A 16,971-nucleotide genomic window follows, 5' to 3' on the forward strand; every position below is an offset into this window, starting at 1 on the left:
TTCCCGCTATCCATAAATTTGACATTATCCTATGCAAGCCGTGCGCTCTGATCCGCAGGTTCTTGACAGTATAGGAAGTGCCTCGATATGCCGCTCAATACACGCGGTCCCAAATCCGAGCCAATGCCGGTTCTCAGTGTTCTGATCCCGGCCTCGAACGAAGAGGCGCTGATCGGGCATTGCCTCGAGTGCGTCCTTCAAAGCAGGTGGGATCATGGCGCGCCCTTCGAGACGATTGTCATTTCCAATGGAAGCCGCGACCGCACAGCGCAGATCGCCTTGGCAATGCGCGACCGCTTTGCCGAAAAAGGGCTGGACCTGAAAGTCCTCGACCGCGAGCAGGGCGGCAAGCTTGGGGCGCTGAACGCCGGAGATCATGTGGCGCGGGCACCGATCCGGGTGTATCTGGATGCCGATGTCGAGGTTTCTGATGGCCTGATCGGTCAGCTTTACGAGGCGCTTGATACGGCTGAGCCATGCTATGCCAGTGGCACGCTTGTTCTTGCAAACCCGCAAAGCTGGGCGACCCGCGCCTATTCCCGCATCTATTCCAAGGTTCCGTTCATGACGCATGGAGTGCCCGGAGCGGGGGTGTTTGCCGTTAACGCGGCAGGCCGAATGCGCTGGGATACGTTCCCGGACATCATTTCCGATGATACCTATGTGCGCCTCAGTTTCCGACCTGAGGAACGGATCGGGGTGCCTGCGACCTATACCTGGCCTCTGGTCGAGGGATGGAACAACCTTGTTCGTGTGCGTCGCCGTCAGAATGCCGGGGTGGATGAAATCCGCGAACACCACCCGGATTTGCTGCACAATGACGACAAGCCAGCTTTCCCGATACGCGAAAAGTTGAGGCTTGCCCTTCAGGATCCGATCGGGTTTGCCGTTTACTCAGGTGTCTCGCTGGCAGTGCGCGTGACAGGTGGTAAGTCAAGCGGCTGGAGTCGTGGACGGTAATGGAAGCCCTCGTTGCAAAATTTCGCGGCACCTCGCTGGACGCGCGCTTCATGCGCAGCTCCGTGTTCGCCCTTGGCGGCTACGCAACGGGTCAAGTGCTGCGACTGGCTTCCAATCTAATCCTCACCCGTCTTTTGTTCCCCGAAGCGTTCGGGATGATGGCACTTGTGTCGGTCATCATGCAGGGCTTGGCCATGTTCTCGGATGTCGGGGTCAGCCCGTCGATCATGCAGTCGAAACGCGGCGACGATCAGAAATTCCTCGATACTGCATGGACCATTCAGGTGGTCCGGGGTGTGCTTTTGTGGATCGTCGCCTGCGGTCTCGCAGTCCCTGTTGCGGCTCTCTACGGAGAGCCTTTGCTGGCGTGGATTCTGCCTGCTGCTGGTGTCACCCTTTTTATTTCGGGGTTCAACCCGACCCGCCTTGATTCCGCGAACAGACACCTCTTGCTGGGGCGTTTGACCGGCATTGACCTTGCCGTACAAGCGATCTCCTTGCTGCTCGCGGTTCTGCTCGCATGGTACCTTCAATCGGTCTGGGCGCTTGTCGTCAGCGGGATCCTCTCGTCGGCGATGGTACTCTTGGCGTACAATGTTTTCCTTCCAGGTCAACGCAATCGGTTCCAGTGGGAACGCGCCGCGGCGTCAGAGTTGATCGGCTTTGGAAAATGGATCTTTCTCAGCACGATTTGTGGGTTTCTTTACATGCAGGGCGACAAGCTGTTGATCGGCAAGTTCCTGACATTGGAGCAGTTCGGCATCTACAATATCGGATTTTTCCTCGCGAGCTTCCCGCTGCTTATGGGAGGGATGATGACCCGGAAAATCCTGATCCCGGTCTACCGCGAACGCGCCCCTGCCGAAAGCACCGAGAATTTCCGCAAGTTGCAAAAGATGCGGCTTGTGTTGACCGGTGGGATGATGGCGATCACCGGCGGTGTGTCGATGGCCGGTGTTGTGCTGATCGAGGTGATGTACGACTCGCGCTACATTATGGCAGGCACAGTGGTTGTCATGATCGCCGCGATGCAGATGCCACAGATCCTCGTGTTGACCTACGAACAGGCGGCGCTTGCTGCAGGCGACTCGCGGCGGTTCTTCGTTTTGTCGGCGGCACGGGCGGCGTTGACGCTGGGCTTTCTCTATATGGGGCTCAGCTACGGCGGGCTGTTCGGCGCTCTTGTTGGTCAGGGCATTGCCGGGCTTGCTGCCTATCCCTTTGTGGTGTGGCTCGCCCGTCATGCCCGGGCTTGGGATCCAAAGCATGACGCCATTTATGGCTGCGTTGGGGCCGCGATCATCGTTTTGGCCTTGTGGATCAATTTTGATGCAGTTGCAGAGCTTGCGGCCCTGTGAGGCGGGATTAACTCTTTATCCAAAGAGACCATCTGCGACCCTGCTGAACGCCCAACTTTGATCATATTTGTGCAATACTGACCCAAAGTTGGGAATAGGGTACGGCTATGACGAATGAGACAACCGCGCCGCATTCGGTTGCGGATGCAGATATCGCCATCGTCGGCATGTCCGCCCACCTGCCGGGGGCGGCATCGCTGGCGCAATATTGGCGAAACTTGCGGGACGGTGTGTCTTCGATTCACCGACTGACCGATGAGGAATTGACCGAGGCAGGTGTGCCGCCGGGACTGTTGCGCCATCGTGACTACGTGCCCTATGCGGCGCGGCTTGAACAGTTCGACCATTTCGATGCGGAATTCTTTGGCCTGTCTCTCAAGGATGCCGCGATCATGGATCCGCAGCATCGGCAATTCCTCGAATGCGCATGGGAGGCTTTGGAAAACGCTGGTCACATGCCCGACCGCCACGACGGGCGGATCGGTGTGTTCGGTGGTTGCGGGATGGGCAGTTATTTCTATTTCAACCTGTGTTCGAATCCCGACCTGGTGGAAGGCACCGGCATGTTCCTGCTGCGCCACACCGGGAACGACAAGGATTTCCTGGTGACCCGTGTCAGCCACATTTTCGATCTGGATGGGCCGTCTGTGAACGTGCAGACAGCCTGTTCAACATCCCTGGTCGCCACGCACTATGCCTGCCAATCGCTGTTGAACGGCGAATGCGACATGGCGCTTGCTGGCGGTGTGACGATCGAGCTGCCACATGGGCGGGGGTATCTTTACAAGGAAAACGAGATCCTGTCTCCCGATGGTCAGTGTCACGCATTTGATCATCGGGCCAAGGGCACGGTTTTCGGATCCGGAGCGGGCGTCGTGGTCCTGCGTCGCCTCGCGGATGCTTTGGCGGATGGTGATCATATCTGGGCAGTCATCAAGGGCAGCGCGGTCAACAATGACGGCGCGGCCAAGGCCGGGTACCTTGCGCCATCGGTCGAGGGTCAGGCTGACGCAATTGCCGAGGCGCATGCGATGGCTGGTGTGACCGCCGACAGCATCGACTATGTCGAGTGTCACGGCACGGGCACTTATCTTGGTGACCCGATCGAGGTTGCGGCATTGACGCAAGCTTTCGCTGCAACCAGCAACAAGGTCGGTCATTGCCGGATCGGCTCCGTAAAAACCAATATCGGTCATCTGGATACCGCGGCGGGTGTGGCCAGTCTGATCAAGGCCACGATGGCGCTCCACCATCACCAGATGCCGCCGAGCCTCGGCTTCGAAAGACCCAACCCGGCCATTGATTTCGAAAATTCGCCCTTTCGCGTCAATGACCGTCTGACGGATTGGCCGCGCCGCGACCATCCGCGCCGCGCGGGTGTGAACTCGCTTGGCGTCGGGGGCACCAATGCGCATGTCGTGCTCGAAGAGGCACCCAATGCCCCGCCGTCCGAGGAAAGCGATTGGCCATTCCAAATCATCACGGTTTCCGGTCGCACCAAGGCGGCTCTTGATGCAAACACCGCGCGCCTGGCGGCGCATCTGCGGGCCAATACCGATCAGCCTTTTGCGGATGTCGCATGGACGCTGCGGACAGGCCGGCGCGCCTTTGAAAAGCGCCGCCTTGTGGTCGCAAGGGATCATCTTGATGCGGCGATGCTGCTCGAACAATCCGGCTCGCGCCGCGTTCATACACATGATGCCATGTCCCGGCCCGACATCGTGTTCCTCTTTCCCGGCGGCGGAGCGCAATATGTCGGCATGGCCCGCGATCTGTACGAGACCGAGCCGGTCTTTGCCGAATGGATCGACCGTGGGCTGAGCCACCTTGAAACGCTCGACTCCCGCAGCATTCGAGACTTGTGGTGTCCTGATCCGGGCAATGAAGCGCAGGCGACCGAGGCCTTGCGGCAGCCCTCGCTGCAACTGCCACTGATCATGATCGTCGAATACGCGCTGGCGCAGCTCTGGATGAGCTGGGGCATTCAGCCAGCCGCTGTCGCCGGTCATTCGATGGGCGAAAATACCGCCGCCTGCATTGCCGGTGTGATGTCGTTCGAAGACTGCATCGGTCTTGTCCATCTGCGGGGCACGCTGTTTGACAGCGTGGAAAAAGGCGGCATGCTCTCAGTCGCGCTCCCGGCCGAGGATCTGAGGCCGCTTCTGGGTGACGCGCTTGATCTTGGTGCTGTGAACAGCCCAGGGCTCAGCGTTGCCTCCGGTCCAAGCGCTGCGCTGATGACGCTGGAAACCGAACTCAGGCATCGAGAGATCGAGTTCCAGCGCATCCCGATCGACATTGCGGCTCATTCGCGGATGCTCGACCCGATCCTCGACAGGTTCCGGTCTTACCTACAGAAGATCACTCTGAACCCGCCAACAATTCCGATCACATCCAACCGGACCGGTGTGATGATGACCGATGAAGAGGCGACAAGCCCCGATTACTGGGTCTCGCACCTGCGCGGCACGGTGCAGTTCACGCACTGCCTCGACACGCTGTCGGACAGGCAGAACCGCATCTACCTCGAGGTTGGTCCCGGCAAGGCGCTGTCCGCGCTGGCGCGGCAATGTGAGGGCATTCAGGCCACCCAGGTCCTGTCCAGCCTGCGCCATCCCGAGGAAGAGATCGAAGACGATCGCCACATGCTCGAGGTGCTTGGGCGCATCTGGGCGTTGGGTGGCGACTTCGACTGGGATCAGATCTGGGGCAACGCGCGGCGCAATCGTGTGCCGCTGCCTACATACGCGTTTCAGCGATCCCGCTATTTCATCGAACCGGGGCAGCCGCAGACCGAGAAGGTCTCAAGCTTCCTGACCCGCATCGACGGCGTCGAGAACTGGGGCTGGACCACTGCATGGAGGCCAAAATACGCTTCTGCCCCCGTGGAGGTGCGCACCGAACTGGGCAAAGCCGATTTGCAAAGCTGGCTTGTATTCATGGACGATGCCGGAGTGGCCCTTGCCGCGGCGAAACGCTTGCGCGCCGCGGGACATTCGATTGTCGAGGTTTGGCCGGGCGACAGTTTCGCACGGTTGAATGACACGACGTATGTCCTTGCACCCGAACGCGGTCGGGAAGGCTATGACCTTCTGTTCCGCGATATGCTGTCCCGCGGATTGGTGCCAAGCCGGATCGCCCATTTCTGGGGCATCACCAAAGACAACAGCCACCGTCCGGGCTCCAGCTTTTTCCAGCGCATGCAGGAACATGGGTTCTATTCCCTGATGTTCATCGCTCAGGCGATTGCGGATGACACGTTGCCAAAACCGACCCAGATCACCGTGTTCACCAATGGCGCTGCTGCTTTCGGGCAAGAGCGGCTCATGTCGCCCGAAAAGTCGATCATTGCCGGACCTGTGCGCGTCATTCCGCGTGAAATTCCGGGGCTAACTGTATCCTCGGTCGATCTGCGGCTTCCGGATGAACCTGCCAGGCGACCTGTCCTGCGCCGCGCAAAAAGGAGTGACACGCATCAGGCGTGGGAGGATCTGACCGATCAGGTGATCGAAGAGATGATTGCCGATCCCTCTTCGGGTGTTGCGGTCTTTCGGTCTGGGCGTCGCTATGAACAATCGCTCCAGAAAACAGCATTGAGACCGACAGCCGAGACATCCGTTCAGCCGGGTGGCACATATCTGATCACTGGCGGATTCGGTGGTATCGGGCTGACCGTTGGCAAAGCACTCGCTGCCCAAGGCTGCACGTTGATTCTGACTGCACGTGACGCCTTGCCAGAACGCGAGGTCTGGGATCGTTACCTGCAGCGGCACGCCCCGCAGGACAAACTTTCCCGCCGCATCCGTGCGGTACAGGAGCTCGAGGCATTGGGCGGACATGTTCGTGCCTTTGCGGCCGATATCTGCAACCTGCCAGAGATGAAGCATGTCGTGGACGACACCCTCGCACGCCTTGGTCGCATCGACGGCGTGATCCATGCCGCCGGTGTGATGGAGGATGCGCCGCTCCTCGCAAAATCGACAGGGTCGATCGAAAAGGTTTTCTCGTCCAAGATCCACGGGACCAAGGTTCTGGATCAGCTTTTCCCGGACGGATCGACGGACTTCATTGCCCTCTTCGCGTCGTCATCGACACAGACAGCGCCCGCAGGCCAGATCGACTATGTCGCGGCGAATGAATATCTGAACGCATATGCACATGCGCGCAGGGGTGACAAAACCAAAGTCCTCGCGATCAACTGGGGTATCTGGGCGGATGTCGGCATGGCTGCGACCGCCTTGGCAGACCGTATCGGTGATACCGATCCGATCAGCTTCAGCCCGGTTGATCTGCCGCTGCTCGACAAGACAGGGTTCGATCCGGCGGGCCACCGCCTTTTCGAGGCGCGGTACACCACCGACGATTGGTTCATTGACCAGCACAGGACCCGGCAGGGTGATGCCCTGTTCCCCGGGGCCGGTTACCTGACGCTGGCGTCCAAGGCGCTGCGCGGACAGGGCGAAACCAGCGGCTACGCAATCCGCAACATGACCTTCCTCAGGCCGCTTCACATCCCGGAAGCGGGCGCACGCGACATTCGTTTGCGGCTGTCCCGGCGGGATGACGGCTATCATATGGATGTACTGGGCAGCTGTATGTTGAACGGGCGTAACGGATTCGTGCCGATCGTCACTGCGGACCTGTCGCTGATCCCCGAGATCCAGCCGAAACCGATCGACGTCGCCGCCATTCGAAAACGGTGTGGCGCTGCACGAAGGGTCACCACGGGCAAGAAACTGGATGCGGCGCAGGAAACGCAGATGGCCTTTGGTCCGCGCTGGAAGGTTCTGGACGCTTGCGCCTACGGCACTCGTGAGGGGATCGCGGATCTGTCTCTTGCAAGCGCAATGCAGGATGAGGAGCGCTTGCATTTGCATCCCGGTCTTCTGGACATTGCCACGGGCTGGGCGATGGAACTGATCGACGGTTATACCGGAGACGAATTGTGGGTGCCCGTGTCCTATGACCGGGTGCATGTCTACCACCCGTTACCGGACCGCATCGTCAGTTGGGTCCGATCGTCCGGACCCAACCGCAATGCCGACGAAACCGCGTCTTTCGACATCACCATTGCCATGCCCGACGGCACGGTCTGCATGGAGATCGGGGATTTTTCGATCAAGCGACTCTCCGACATGTCCGCGCTTTCAGCCCCGGTCAAGGTCAGCGCCTCTGAATTCGAACCTTCGGATTTCAGCAAAGCGACCCACCCGCTGTCCCCAGCTGAAGAGCGGTTCCAGCACAACCTGTCACAGGGCATTCGACCAGAGGATGGGACCGATGCCTTTCTGCGCGCGCTCGGTCGGACAGAACCGCAGATTTTCATCTCCTCGCTCGATATGGGCGCGCTGATCGAACAGGCCGGGATCGCCGGCGACGCCAAGTCGGAGGCGCAGAAATTCGATCGCCCGCAGCTTGATGGCGACTATGCCGCGCCCGAGACCGAAATCGAACGGACGCTGGCCGGCATCTGGGAAGATCTGCTGGGCGTGCAGAATGTCGGCGTCGAAGACAGCTTTTTCGACCTTGGGGGTCATTCGCTGATTGCCGTCCGCCTGTTTGCCAAGGTGCGCAAGACCTACAGCGTCGATTTCCCGATTTCGATCCTTTTCGAAGCGCCGACGATCCGGGCCTGCGCATCGCTGATCAAGGACCGCACTGGCATCAGCGAAGATGCCGCCGGTCCCGCCGAAAAGAAACCCAAGCCGCAGACAAGGCGATTCAAGCATATCGTTGCGATGCATGACGGCGAGGGCGGGCCGAAAGCGCCATTCTTCCTTGTTGCTGGAATGTTCGGCAACGTGTTGAACCTGCGCCATCTCGCCCAGCTTCTGGGTGCGGACCGACCGTTCTACGGGCTTCAGGCCAAGGGCCTTTACGGGGATGAGACCCCGCACCTGTCGATCAAGGATGCAGCGCGCGACTATATTGCCGAAATGAAGCAGGTACAGCCCGAAGGGCCGTATTATGTCGGTGGCTTTTCAGGCGGCGGGATCACCGCCTACGAGATCGCGCACCAGCTCGAGGCGATGGGCGAAGAGGTCGCGCTTGTCGTTCTGCTCGATACGCCTTTACCGCAACGCCGTCCGCTTAGCCGGAAAGACCGCCTGTTGATCCAGATGCAGGAAACCCGGCGCAAAGGTGTGTCATACCCGTTGGTGTGGCTGCGCAACCGGGTTCAGTGGGAAATCGAAAAGCGCAAGACGACCAGGGAAACCCGCACCGCGCACAGTTTCCACAACGCCGAGATCGAACAGGCGTTCCTGCAAGCGGTTGGCACGTATGAGGTCGCACCCTGGTCCGGACGCATCGCATTGTTCAGACCGCCTTTGATGGGAACCTGGTCAGTCTCCGGTGGCAAGCTGGTGAACCACGAACGCGCGTACCTGTACGATGACAATGACTGGGGGCAGCACGTGCCCCAGATCGAAGTATTTGAAGTGCCCGGAGATCATGACAGCATGGTTCTCGAGCCAAATGTGCGTGTTCTTGCCAGCTATTTGCGCAGGGTCATCACCACGACCGAAGCTGCCGTTGGCGGCAAGGGGCGCGTCTTGTCTTTCACCGCCACGGAGGCAGCGGAGTGACCTGTATGACGGACATCGTTGTCGTCGTTCTCAACTACAAGACACCGGATCTGGCCGTGCTTGCGGCACAGTCAGCCGCGGCAGCCATGGCCGATTTCGGTGGTGCGATCATCCTTGTCGACAACGACTCGCCCGACGACTCCTTCCAGCGCATGACCGACCTGACGCGTTCCGCCGAATGGCCTGCGCATCTTGAGGTTCAGGTGTTGCAATCCGGTCGGAATGCGGGCTTCGGGGCTGGCAACAATTTCGGCATCCACGCCGGACTGGCGATCTGTCCGTCAGCCGAATTCATCTATATCCTCAACCCGGATGCACAGGTCGAACGCGATGCGATCACCACGCTTGTGAACCATCTGCACGCGCATCCCAAGGTGGCCATCGCCGGTAGCTGGGTCTACGGAGAAACCGGCGAGGATCATTGCAGCGCCTTCCGCTTTCCGGGCCTTGCCTCGGAATTCGAAGCCTCGATCCGGCTGGGTCCGATCACGCGGCTGCTCAAGAAACACATGCTGCCACTGCATATTCCCGAAACATCCGGCCCGGTGGGCTGGATTCTCGGCGCGTCGATGCTGGCCCGGACAAGTGCCTTCAAAGAGATCGGCCTTTTTGACGAGACGTTCTTTCTCTATTTCGAAGAAACGGATCTGTGTCTGCGCGCACATCGCGCGGGTCACGAGGTGCATTTCGTGCGTGAAAGCCGCGTCTGTCATATCGGCTCTGTCTCGACCGGCATGGGCAGATGGACGCGCACGCCCGCCTATTGGTACCAAAGCCGCTGGTATTATTTCAGCAAGAACCATGGCCGGGGCTACGCCATCGCTGCGACCGCTCTCAATGTCATCGGCACCTTGATCTGGCGGCTACGGCGCAAGATCGAGGGCAAACCGACGCCGGGCGCGCAGCGTTTCCTCAGGGACATGGTGACACATGATCTGCGCGCGCTTGTGCGTCCGACACCCGACGCGTCGATCCGCACCGTCGGCCTGCCGCAGGAACCTTCCCTTCAGACCAGCGTGGATTGATCCATGACCCAGTTCGACTGCATCATCATCGGAGACGAAAGCCTCACACAGCATTGCGCCGAGACGCTCCTGTCTCAGGGACATGGTCTGGCTGCCCTCGTGACCGACAATCCGGATGTGGCGAAATGGGCCAAGGGACACGGTATCCGCTGCGAAGGTCACGGTGCCGACCTCTCCACGCGGCTTGGGACTGTCACGGTGGATTGGGTGCTGAGCATCGCCAACCTCAAGATCCTGCCGCCCCAAATCCTGTCGCTTGGCCGGACAGGTGCGGTGAATTTCCACGACGGACCATTGCCCAGACGCGCCGGTCTGAATGCTCCGATCTGGGCGCTGATCGAGGGCGAGACCACACATGGCATCACCTGGCACCTGATCGACGAAGGTGTCGACACCGGTGATATCCTCGTTGAACGCAGCATTGACATCTCGCCCCACGACACGGCGCTCACGCTGAACACCACGTGCTATGAGGCCGGGCTGACCAGCTTCACCGACCTCCTTCACGAAATGACCCACGGCCTGCCGAACCGCCGCGCTCAGGGCATGTCTCACCGCAGCTACCACGCGCTGACCGACAGGCCCGAGGCCAATGGCGTTCTCCGTTTCGACCAGCCTGCATCCGATGCCGTGAGATTGATCCGCGCGCTGGATCACGGGACGTATTGGAATCCGCTTTGTACGCCGAAACTGGTCATTGGCGACCTGATCCTGAACATCGGTGCAGCATCACTGACGGAAAGCAGCGCCGCACCGGGCACCGTGATCGCCGTTGATGAGGCGTCCCTGACAGTCGCCTTCGCGGATGGTGCCCTGCAGATGAAGAACCTGACCGGGACCGACGGCAAGTCCGCCAACCCGTCTAGCCAAGTCGCCTTGGGTGATGTCCTGCCGTCCCTGTCCGACACTAACCGCGCGGCGATCACAGACGCAATGCGCCCCGTGGCAAAGATGGAAGGGCACTGGCGTCGAATGCTCGCTCGTGTGGTGCCCCTGTCGCTGCCCTTCACCCGGTCCGATGATTCAGCACTCACCACACGCGATACTCTCATCCATTCCGAGCATCTGGGCGAGGCACTGGGCTGTCTGGCCCAACGTCTGTCACCGGAACACGCATCAGTTCTCGCATTTTCCAATCCGCAGCTGATTGAAAATGCCCGCTTCGGGCTGATCCGCCCTTGGGTTCCGGTCCTCGCCGGGTCACTTGGCCAAACGCTTCCGCATGTCGAAACGGGCTTTGCAACCGATCTGCCCCTGCGGGATGCGGCTCTGTCGCGGCTTGAAACCCCCGCAATCGGAGTGTCGCAGGGTGCCGGACATATTCCCGGGACGGCGATCACCTTCACGGTGACGGGTCCGAACGTGACCGCGCATGTGGATCACGGAAAGATCGCACCCGATTTTGCCGATGTCTTGGTCCACCGTCTGAACTGGATCGCCGGACAACTGGCGAAAGGCACTGCACCCGCGGACATCGCGGCGCTGCCCCCGCAGGAACGCGAACATGTCCTGAGCACATTTAATGCGACCGACGTGCCCCTTGATGGACCGACGACCATGCATGCCGCTTTTGAGGCGCAGGTTGCCCGCACCCCGGATGCGATCGCGCTCGTGTTCGAAAACCAAGAGGTCACTTTTGCAGCCCTGAACGAACGCGCCAACCGTGTCGCGCATACCCTGCGCGCGATGGGCGTGCAGCCCGACAGGATGGTCGGTCTGCATTGCCGCCGTGGTCCCGAGCTGGTCGCGGGGGCGCTGGGCATTCTCAAGGCAGGCGGCGCTTATGTTCCGCTCGACCCCGACTATCCGCGCGACAGACTCGCGCATTACCTCACGGACAGCGGCGCATCTGTGGTCATCACCGAACACGCTCTGCATGCCGAATTGCCGGCGACCGAGGCTGACCTTCTTGTCATCGACCGCGATCCGCGTCTGGCCGTGGCCAAGACCGACAATCCCGATCCGGTCGCATCGCCCGATCATCTGGCCTACGTGATCTACACCTCCGGGTCGACCGGACTGCCCAAGGGCGTCATGGTCGAACATCGCAACGTGATGAATTTCTATGCGGGCATGGATGCGGTTGTTCCGGACCGCGACAACGCCGCTTGGCTTGCGGTCACCAGCCTCAGTTTCGATATCTCGGTGCTGGAACTCTTCTACACCATGGCCCGCGGCATCAAGGTTGTGCTGCCCAGTGCCAGCCAGCGAGGCATCATCTCGGGTGGTCCTGCCCGCAAGGGTGGCGATGGCATGGAATTCTCGATCTACTATTGGGGCAATGATGACGGCGTTGGTCGGGACAAGTATCGCCTCTTGCTGGAGGGCGCGAAATTCGCCGATGAAAACGGCTTTTGCGCCGTCTGGACGCCGGAACGCCATTTCCACGCGTTTGGCGGCCCTTATCCGAACCCGTCGGTCACAGGGGCTGCCGTTGCCGGTGTGACGAGGAACATCGGTGTTCGCGCCGGAAGCTGTGTTGCCCCGCTGCACCATCCCGCCCGCATTGCCGAGGAATGGGCTGTCATCGACAACCTGACCAACGGGCGCGCGGGTATTGCCATCGCAAGCGGCTGGCAGCCCGACGATTTTGTCCTGCGCCCGGAAAACACGCCCCCCGACAACAAGCCCGCGATGTTCGAAGCCATCGACAAGGTGCGCAAGCTCTGGCGGGGTGAAGCCGTCGCCTTCCCGCGCAAGGACGGCCAGATGCACGAGGTAGTCACGCAACCGCGCCCTGTGTCAAAGGAACTGCCGATCTGGGTCACGACCGCAGGCAATCCGGACACATGGCGCGAGGCCGGGGCGAACGGGGCCAATGTGCTGACGCATCTTCTGGGCCAGTCCATCGACGAGGTGGCCGACAAGATCACGATCTACCGTCATGCGCTGCGCGACGCAGGGCACAACCCGGATGACTTCACAGTCACGCTGATGCTGCACACCTGTCTGGCCGACACGCGCGATCAGGCCCGCGAGATTGCGCGCGAACCGATGAAGGAGTACTTGCGCTCTGCAGCGGGGCTGATCAAGCAATACGCTTGGACCTTCCCGGCCTTCAAGAAACCGCAAGGCGTGAAAAGCGCGTTCGAACTGAACCTTGGCGACCTGAGTGAGGAAGACCTGGAAGGCATCCTCGATTTCGCGTTCGAACGGTATTTCAACGAGTCCGGCCTGTTCGGGACAATCGACGATGCCTTGACGCGTGTGCAACAGCTTCAGGCGATTGGCGTCTCGGAAATTGCCTGCCTGATCGACTACGGCATTGCCACGGATCAGGTTCTGGCAGGTCTCAGACCTTTGGCAGAGGTCGTGCGCCACTCTGCGCCGTCGCCCAATCACGAAGACACCGACTTCTCCATCGCTGCGATGCTGTCCCGCCACAGTGTGACGCATATGCAATGCACCCCGTCCATGGCGCGGATGATCGCGATGGACGACGATGCGCGCCCCAACCTGCGCGGATTGAAGCACCTCTTGCTCGGGGGTGAGGCTTTGCCGGGTGCCTTGGTGGCCGATCTCAGTACCGCCACAGATGCCACCATCACCAACATGTATGGGCCCACCGAAACGACGATCTGGTCGTCGGCGGAAATCGCGACTGCACAGGACGCCACCGTCAATATCGGGCGCCCGATCGCGAACACGCAGCTTTATGTTCTGGATGACGATCTGAACCCGGTCGGGATCGGTCAGGAGGGCGAGCTTTGGATCGGCGGTGCCGGTGTCACCCGGGGCTACTGGCAGCGCGACGAGATGACAGCCGACCGGTTCCGCGACAACCCGTTTGCGCCGGGCCGGATCTACCGAACCGGCGATCTGGTCCAGCGCCGCGCCGATGGCCGTCTGAATTTCCTTGGGCGCGCGGACACTCAGGTCAAACTGCGCGGCTTCCGGATCGAACTGGGCGAGATTGAAAGCGCGATCCAGGCCTGTACCGGGATCACCAATGCAGTCGTTCTGGCCCGCGAAGATACACCCGGAGATGTGCGCCTTGTGGCCTATATCACCGCCACGACCGAGATCGACAGCAAGGATCTGCGCGCAATCCTGTCGGCGCGGTTGCCCGACTACATGGTCCCGGCGCATGTGATCACGCTTGAGGCCTTCCCGGTCACGCCGAACCAGAAGATCGACCGCAAGGCCCTGCCTGCGCCCGGTATCATCGCTGTTCGGCCCAAGGCAAAAGAGCGGACTCAGGTCCATATGACCGGTCAGGCGGACGAGGCGTTGCGCTCGCGGATCGCCGCGATCTGGACGGAAGTGCTGGGGGTCACGACGATCCAACCCGAAGACAATTTCTTCGATCTCGGTGGGCATTCGCTTTTGGCGGTGCAGACCCACCGTGCCTTGCGGGACAGGCTGGACCTGGCAAAGCTGTCGATCACCGACATCTTCCAGTTCCCGACACTGTCCGCGCTGGCCGATCGCGTGGCCAAGCTGGGCGGCGCGACACAAGGCGGTCAGGGATCAGCAGACGTCACTCCGATGTCGCAGCCTGCCCAGGTTGATCGCGCCGCGATCCGGAACGATGCCATGGCGCGCCGTCGCGCCATGCGCGCGCGGCGACAGGCATCATGATGCGACGTGCTCACCTTGTTTTGGCCGGACTGGCCGCGATGGCCTGCGGTGCCGCAGCATGGGCCTATCTGTCCGGTCCAAAGCCCTTGTCGCCGGATCAACTCGCGGCGCGCTACGACACACCCCTCCCGCCGCCGAATGGCCCTTTGACGGTGTTTCATCTTGGCCACTCGCTCGTCGGGCGCGACATGCCCGCGATGCTGGCGCAATTGGCCGAGCATGATCACGCGTCCCAGCTTGGGTGGGGCACACCGCTCAAGGCCCATTGGGAACCCGACGAACCGATCCAGGGCTTCGATGTGGAAAACGCACATGACCATTACCGTGATGCCAAAGACGCCTTGGCCAGTGGTGATTTCGACGCCTTCGTGCTGACCGAGATGCTCGAGATCGAAGCCGCTATCAACTATTTCGACGCGCCGGATTACCTTGAGAAATGGGCTTCCGCCGCGCGCGAGGGCAACCCCGACATTCGTGTGTTTCTCTACGAGTCGTGGCACGACCTGAACGATCCGCAAGGCTGGCTGACGCGGCTCGATGAAGACCCGGTGCGCTATTGGGAGGGTGTTCTCTTGGCACAGGCCATGGCCTCTGCGCCTGAAGCCGGTCCGATCCACGTGATCCCGGCCGGTCGGGTGATCGCCGAATTCGTCCGTCGGATCGAATCCGGCGATGGGGTCGACGGCATCACATCACGCGAAGACCTCTTTGCGCGGATGGATGACGGCACGCTGGATCCGATCCATATCAATGATCTGGGTGCCTATCTGGTCGCCCTGACCCATTACGCGGTGCTGTACCAACGCACGCCCGTTGGTCTGCCAAGGCATCTGGATCGCGCCGATGGCACCCCGTCAACCGCACCGGGGCAGGCTCTGGCCGATCTGATGCAACGAACAGTCTGGGACGTGGTCTCGACCTTGCCGATCACCGGCATTCCACAGAACTGAACGCGTTTTGACTTTTCAGTGAAGCACGGTGCGGAAACACGTTGTTTCCATTTCTTTCGGTTTTTGGTGTCGCAATTCCGCCTTGATTTCACTAGATTATGACTTGTCCAAGGCAGACGGTCACGATCTGACCCGAATTGGGCAAGGCGGGGGCCTTGGTACTGGAGTTGGACGCGTGCTGTATTTTCAGTCGTTCGAAGAGGTATTCTCCGCACTCAAGCGGCGTATGCGTCTCATCATGCTGATCACCTTTGTCGGGTGTGTCATTGCGCTTGTCATCGCGCTCTCCCGTATTCCGGTCTACAACGCCATCGCAGTCGTCCAGATCGAAGACGCGCAGGTCACAGGCACCAACACCAGTGTGGGTGCAATGGTCGACACCCGCGCCAGCCTTGATACGCGCCGCACGGTTCAGTTGATCGAACAGCGCGTCATGTCCCGTGGCTCTCTGGTCGAGATCATGGAAAAGTACGATCTCTTTACCAATATTCCCAACTTGACCCCGGCGCAGCGTCTGGATGCGATGCGCCAGTCCGTCTCAATCGAAGCCATCGGGACCGGTGAGCCCTGGCAGCCGGTGCAAGCCGTGTCCGGCATGGTCATCACCGTCAACCTGAGCGATCCGCAAAAGGCAGCGGACGTGGCCAACGAAGTGTTGGCTCGCGTGATGGAAGAGGCCCGCAGCCGCAGCGTGGATCGTGCCCAGGTCGAGCTTGAGTTCTTCAATGTCGAAGAGGCTCGCATCCGCGCCGAAATTGCAGCCGCCGAAGACGTGATCGCACAGTTCAAATCGGCCAATGCCGAGGTGTTGCCCGGCAACATCTCGGTTCTGCAGGGCGAACTGACCACGCTGAACGCCTCGCTTCTGACGCTGCGCCAGCAGGTCCTGACCCTTGAATCCAACAGCGCGCGTGTCCGTCCCGAAGAGCTGCAGCGCCAGATCAGCCTGTTGCAGGACCAGATCAACCTGATCGAAACGCGGACCGCCCGGATCAACGAGCTTCTGGGCCGAGCGCCGACAGTGGAGCGTGAACTGGCATCGCTGCAACGCGAACTCACGCAGTTGAACGAACAGTTCACTGTGATCTCGCGTCGCAAGGCGGATGCCGAGATGAGCCAGAACCTCGCAGAACAGCGCCAACTCGCGCGGTTCGAAGTGCTGGAGCCCGCGATTGTCCCGGTCTACGCGGTGTCGCGCAGCAAGAGGTCGATCGCGATGATGGGCGGCGTGGCCAGTCTCATGCTTGCGGTCGGCGTCGCCTTTGTTCTTGAACTGATGAACCCACCGATCCGCAACGCCGCTCAGATGGAGCGTGTTCTGGGCATCCGTCCGGTGATTTCAGTGCCCGTCCTTGAAGCGGCCAACGCAACCCCCTCTCGAAAAAAGGGAAAGGGCCTGAAGCTCATGTTGGGCGCGGTGATCGCGCTGCTTCTGGGGGTTATTGCCCTCGTGGCCAAACCCCTTGCCTCTTTGGCAGGCCTCACCCTGTCGCCGCGCAACGCGCAGTAA

At 60.7% G+C, this 16,971-nt stretch carries 7 protein-coding genes; all 7 read left to right on the plus strand.

Translation table 11 applies throughout. From position 1 onward, the window contains the following. Nucleotides 1–87 precede the first annotated feature (87 nt). The 7 genes from IEV82_RS04190 (at nucleotide 88) to IEV82_RS04220 (ending at nucleotide 16,971) form a co-directional block, all read left to right on the plus strand. Entirely contained in the window at nucleotides 88–960 is an 873-nt protein-coding gene (locus IEV82_RS04190; RefSeq protein WP_229747656.1) for a glycosyltransferase family 2 protein, read from the plus strand. Continuing rightward, nucleotides 960–2,318, plus strand: a complete 1,359-nt coding sequence (locus IEV82_RS04195) for an oligosaccharide flippase family protein (RefSeq protein ID WP_188480678.1) — start codon at nucleotides 960–962, stop codon at nucleotides 2,316–2,318. The genes IEV82_RS04190 and IEV82_RS04195 overlap by 1 nt, the downstream gene beginning before the upstream one ends. A gap of 107 nt (nucleotides 2,319–2,425) precedes the next feature. After that, nucleotides 2,426–8,905 carry a type I polyketide synthase gene (locus tag IEV82_RS04200; protein WP_188480679.1) on the plus strand — a complete coding sequence of 2,160 codons (6,480 nt, stop codon included), beginning with the start codon at nucleotides 2,426–2,428 and terminating at the stop codon, nucleotides 8,903–8,905. A 5-nt stretch (nucleotides 8,906–8,910) separates the two neighbouring features. Further along, complete coding sequence (locus IEV82_RS04205; RefSeq protein WP_188480680.1) at nucleotides 8,911–9,930, plus strand: glycosyltransferase family 2 protein; 1,020 nt, start codon at nucleotides 8,911–8,913, stop codon at nucleotides 9,928–9,930. Nucleotides 9,931–9,933: 3 nt separating this feature from the next. Continuing rightward, nucleotides 9,934–14,511: a MupA/Atu3671 family FMN-dependent luciferase-like monooxygenase gene (locus tag IEV82_RS04210; RefSeq protein WP_188480681.1), complete on the plus strand. Its 4,578-nt coding sequence runs from the start codon at nucleotides 9,934–9,936 to the stop codon at nucleotides 14,509–14,511. Then, on the plus strand, nucleotides 14,508–15,461 hold the full coding sequence (locus IEV82_RS04215; RefSeq protein WP_229747657.1) for a hypothetical protein: 954 nt from the start codon (nucleotides 14,508–14,510) through the stop codon (nucleotides 15,459–15,461). Before IEV82_RS04210 ends, IEV82_RS04215 begins: the two co-directional genes overlap by 4 nt. A gap of 175 nt (nucleotides 15,462–15,636) precedes the next feature. Continuing rightward, nucleotides 15,637–16,971 (plus strand): Wzz/FepE/Etk N-terminal domain-containing protein, encoded by a 1,335-nt coding sequence (locus IEV82_RS04220; RefSeq protein ID WP_188480682.1) that lies wholly within the window; start codon nucleotides 15,637–15,639, stop codon nucleotides 16,969–16,971.

It is taken from the genome of Marivita lacus, from assembly GCF_014637725.1.
Lineage (GTDB): Bacteria > Pseudomonadota > Alphaproteobacteria > Rhodobacterales > Rhodobacteraceae > Marivita > Marivita lacus.

Bases quoted from the DNA above. Each gene is read 5' to 3' on its own strand.
- IEV82_RS04190 (WP_229747656.1), top strand. From the start codon at position 88: ATGCCGCTCAATACACGCGGTCCCAAATCCGAGCCAATGCCGGTTCTC.
- IEV82_RS04195 (WP_188480678.1), top strand. From the start codon at position 960: ATGGAAGCCCTCGTTGCAAAATTTCGCGGCACCTCGCTGGACGCGCGC.
- IEV82_RS04200 (WP_188480679.1), top strand. From the start codon at position 2,426: ATGACGAATGAGACAACCGCGCCGCATTCGGTTGCGGATGCAGATATC.
- IEV82_RS04205 (WP_188480680.1), top strand. From the start codon at position 8,911: ATGACGGACATCGTTGTCGTCGTTCTCAACTACAAGACACCGGATCTG.
- IEV82_RS04210 (WP_188480681.1), top strand. From the start codon at position 9,934: ATGACCCAGTTCGACTGCATCATCATCGGAGACGAAAGCCTCACACAG.
- IEV82_RS04215 (WP_229747657.1), top strand. From the start codon at position 14,508: ATGATGCGACGTGCTCACCTTGTTTTGGCCGGACTGGCCGCGATGGCC.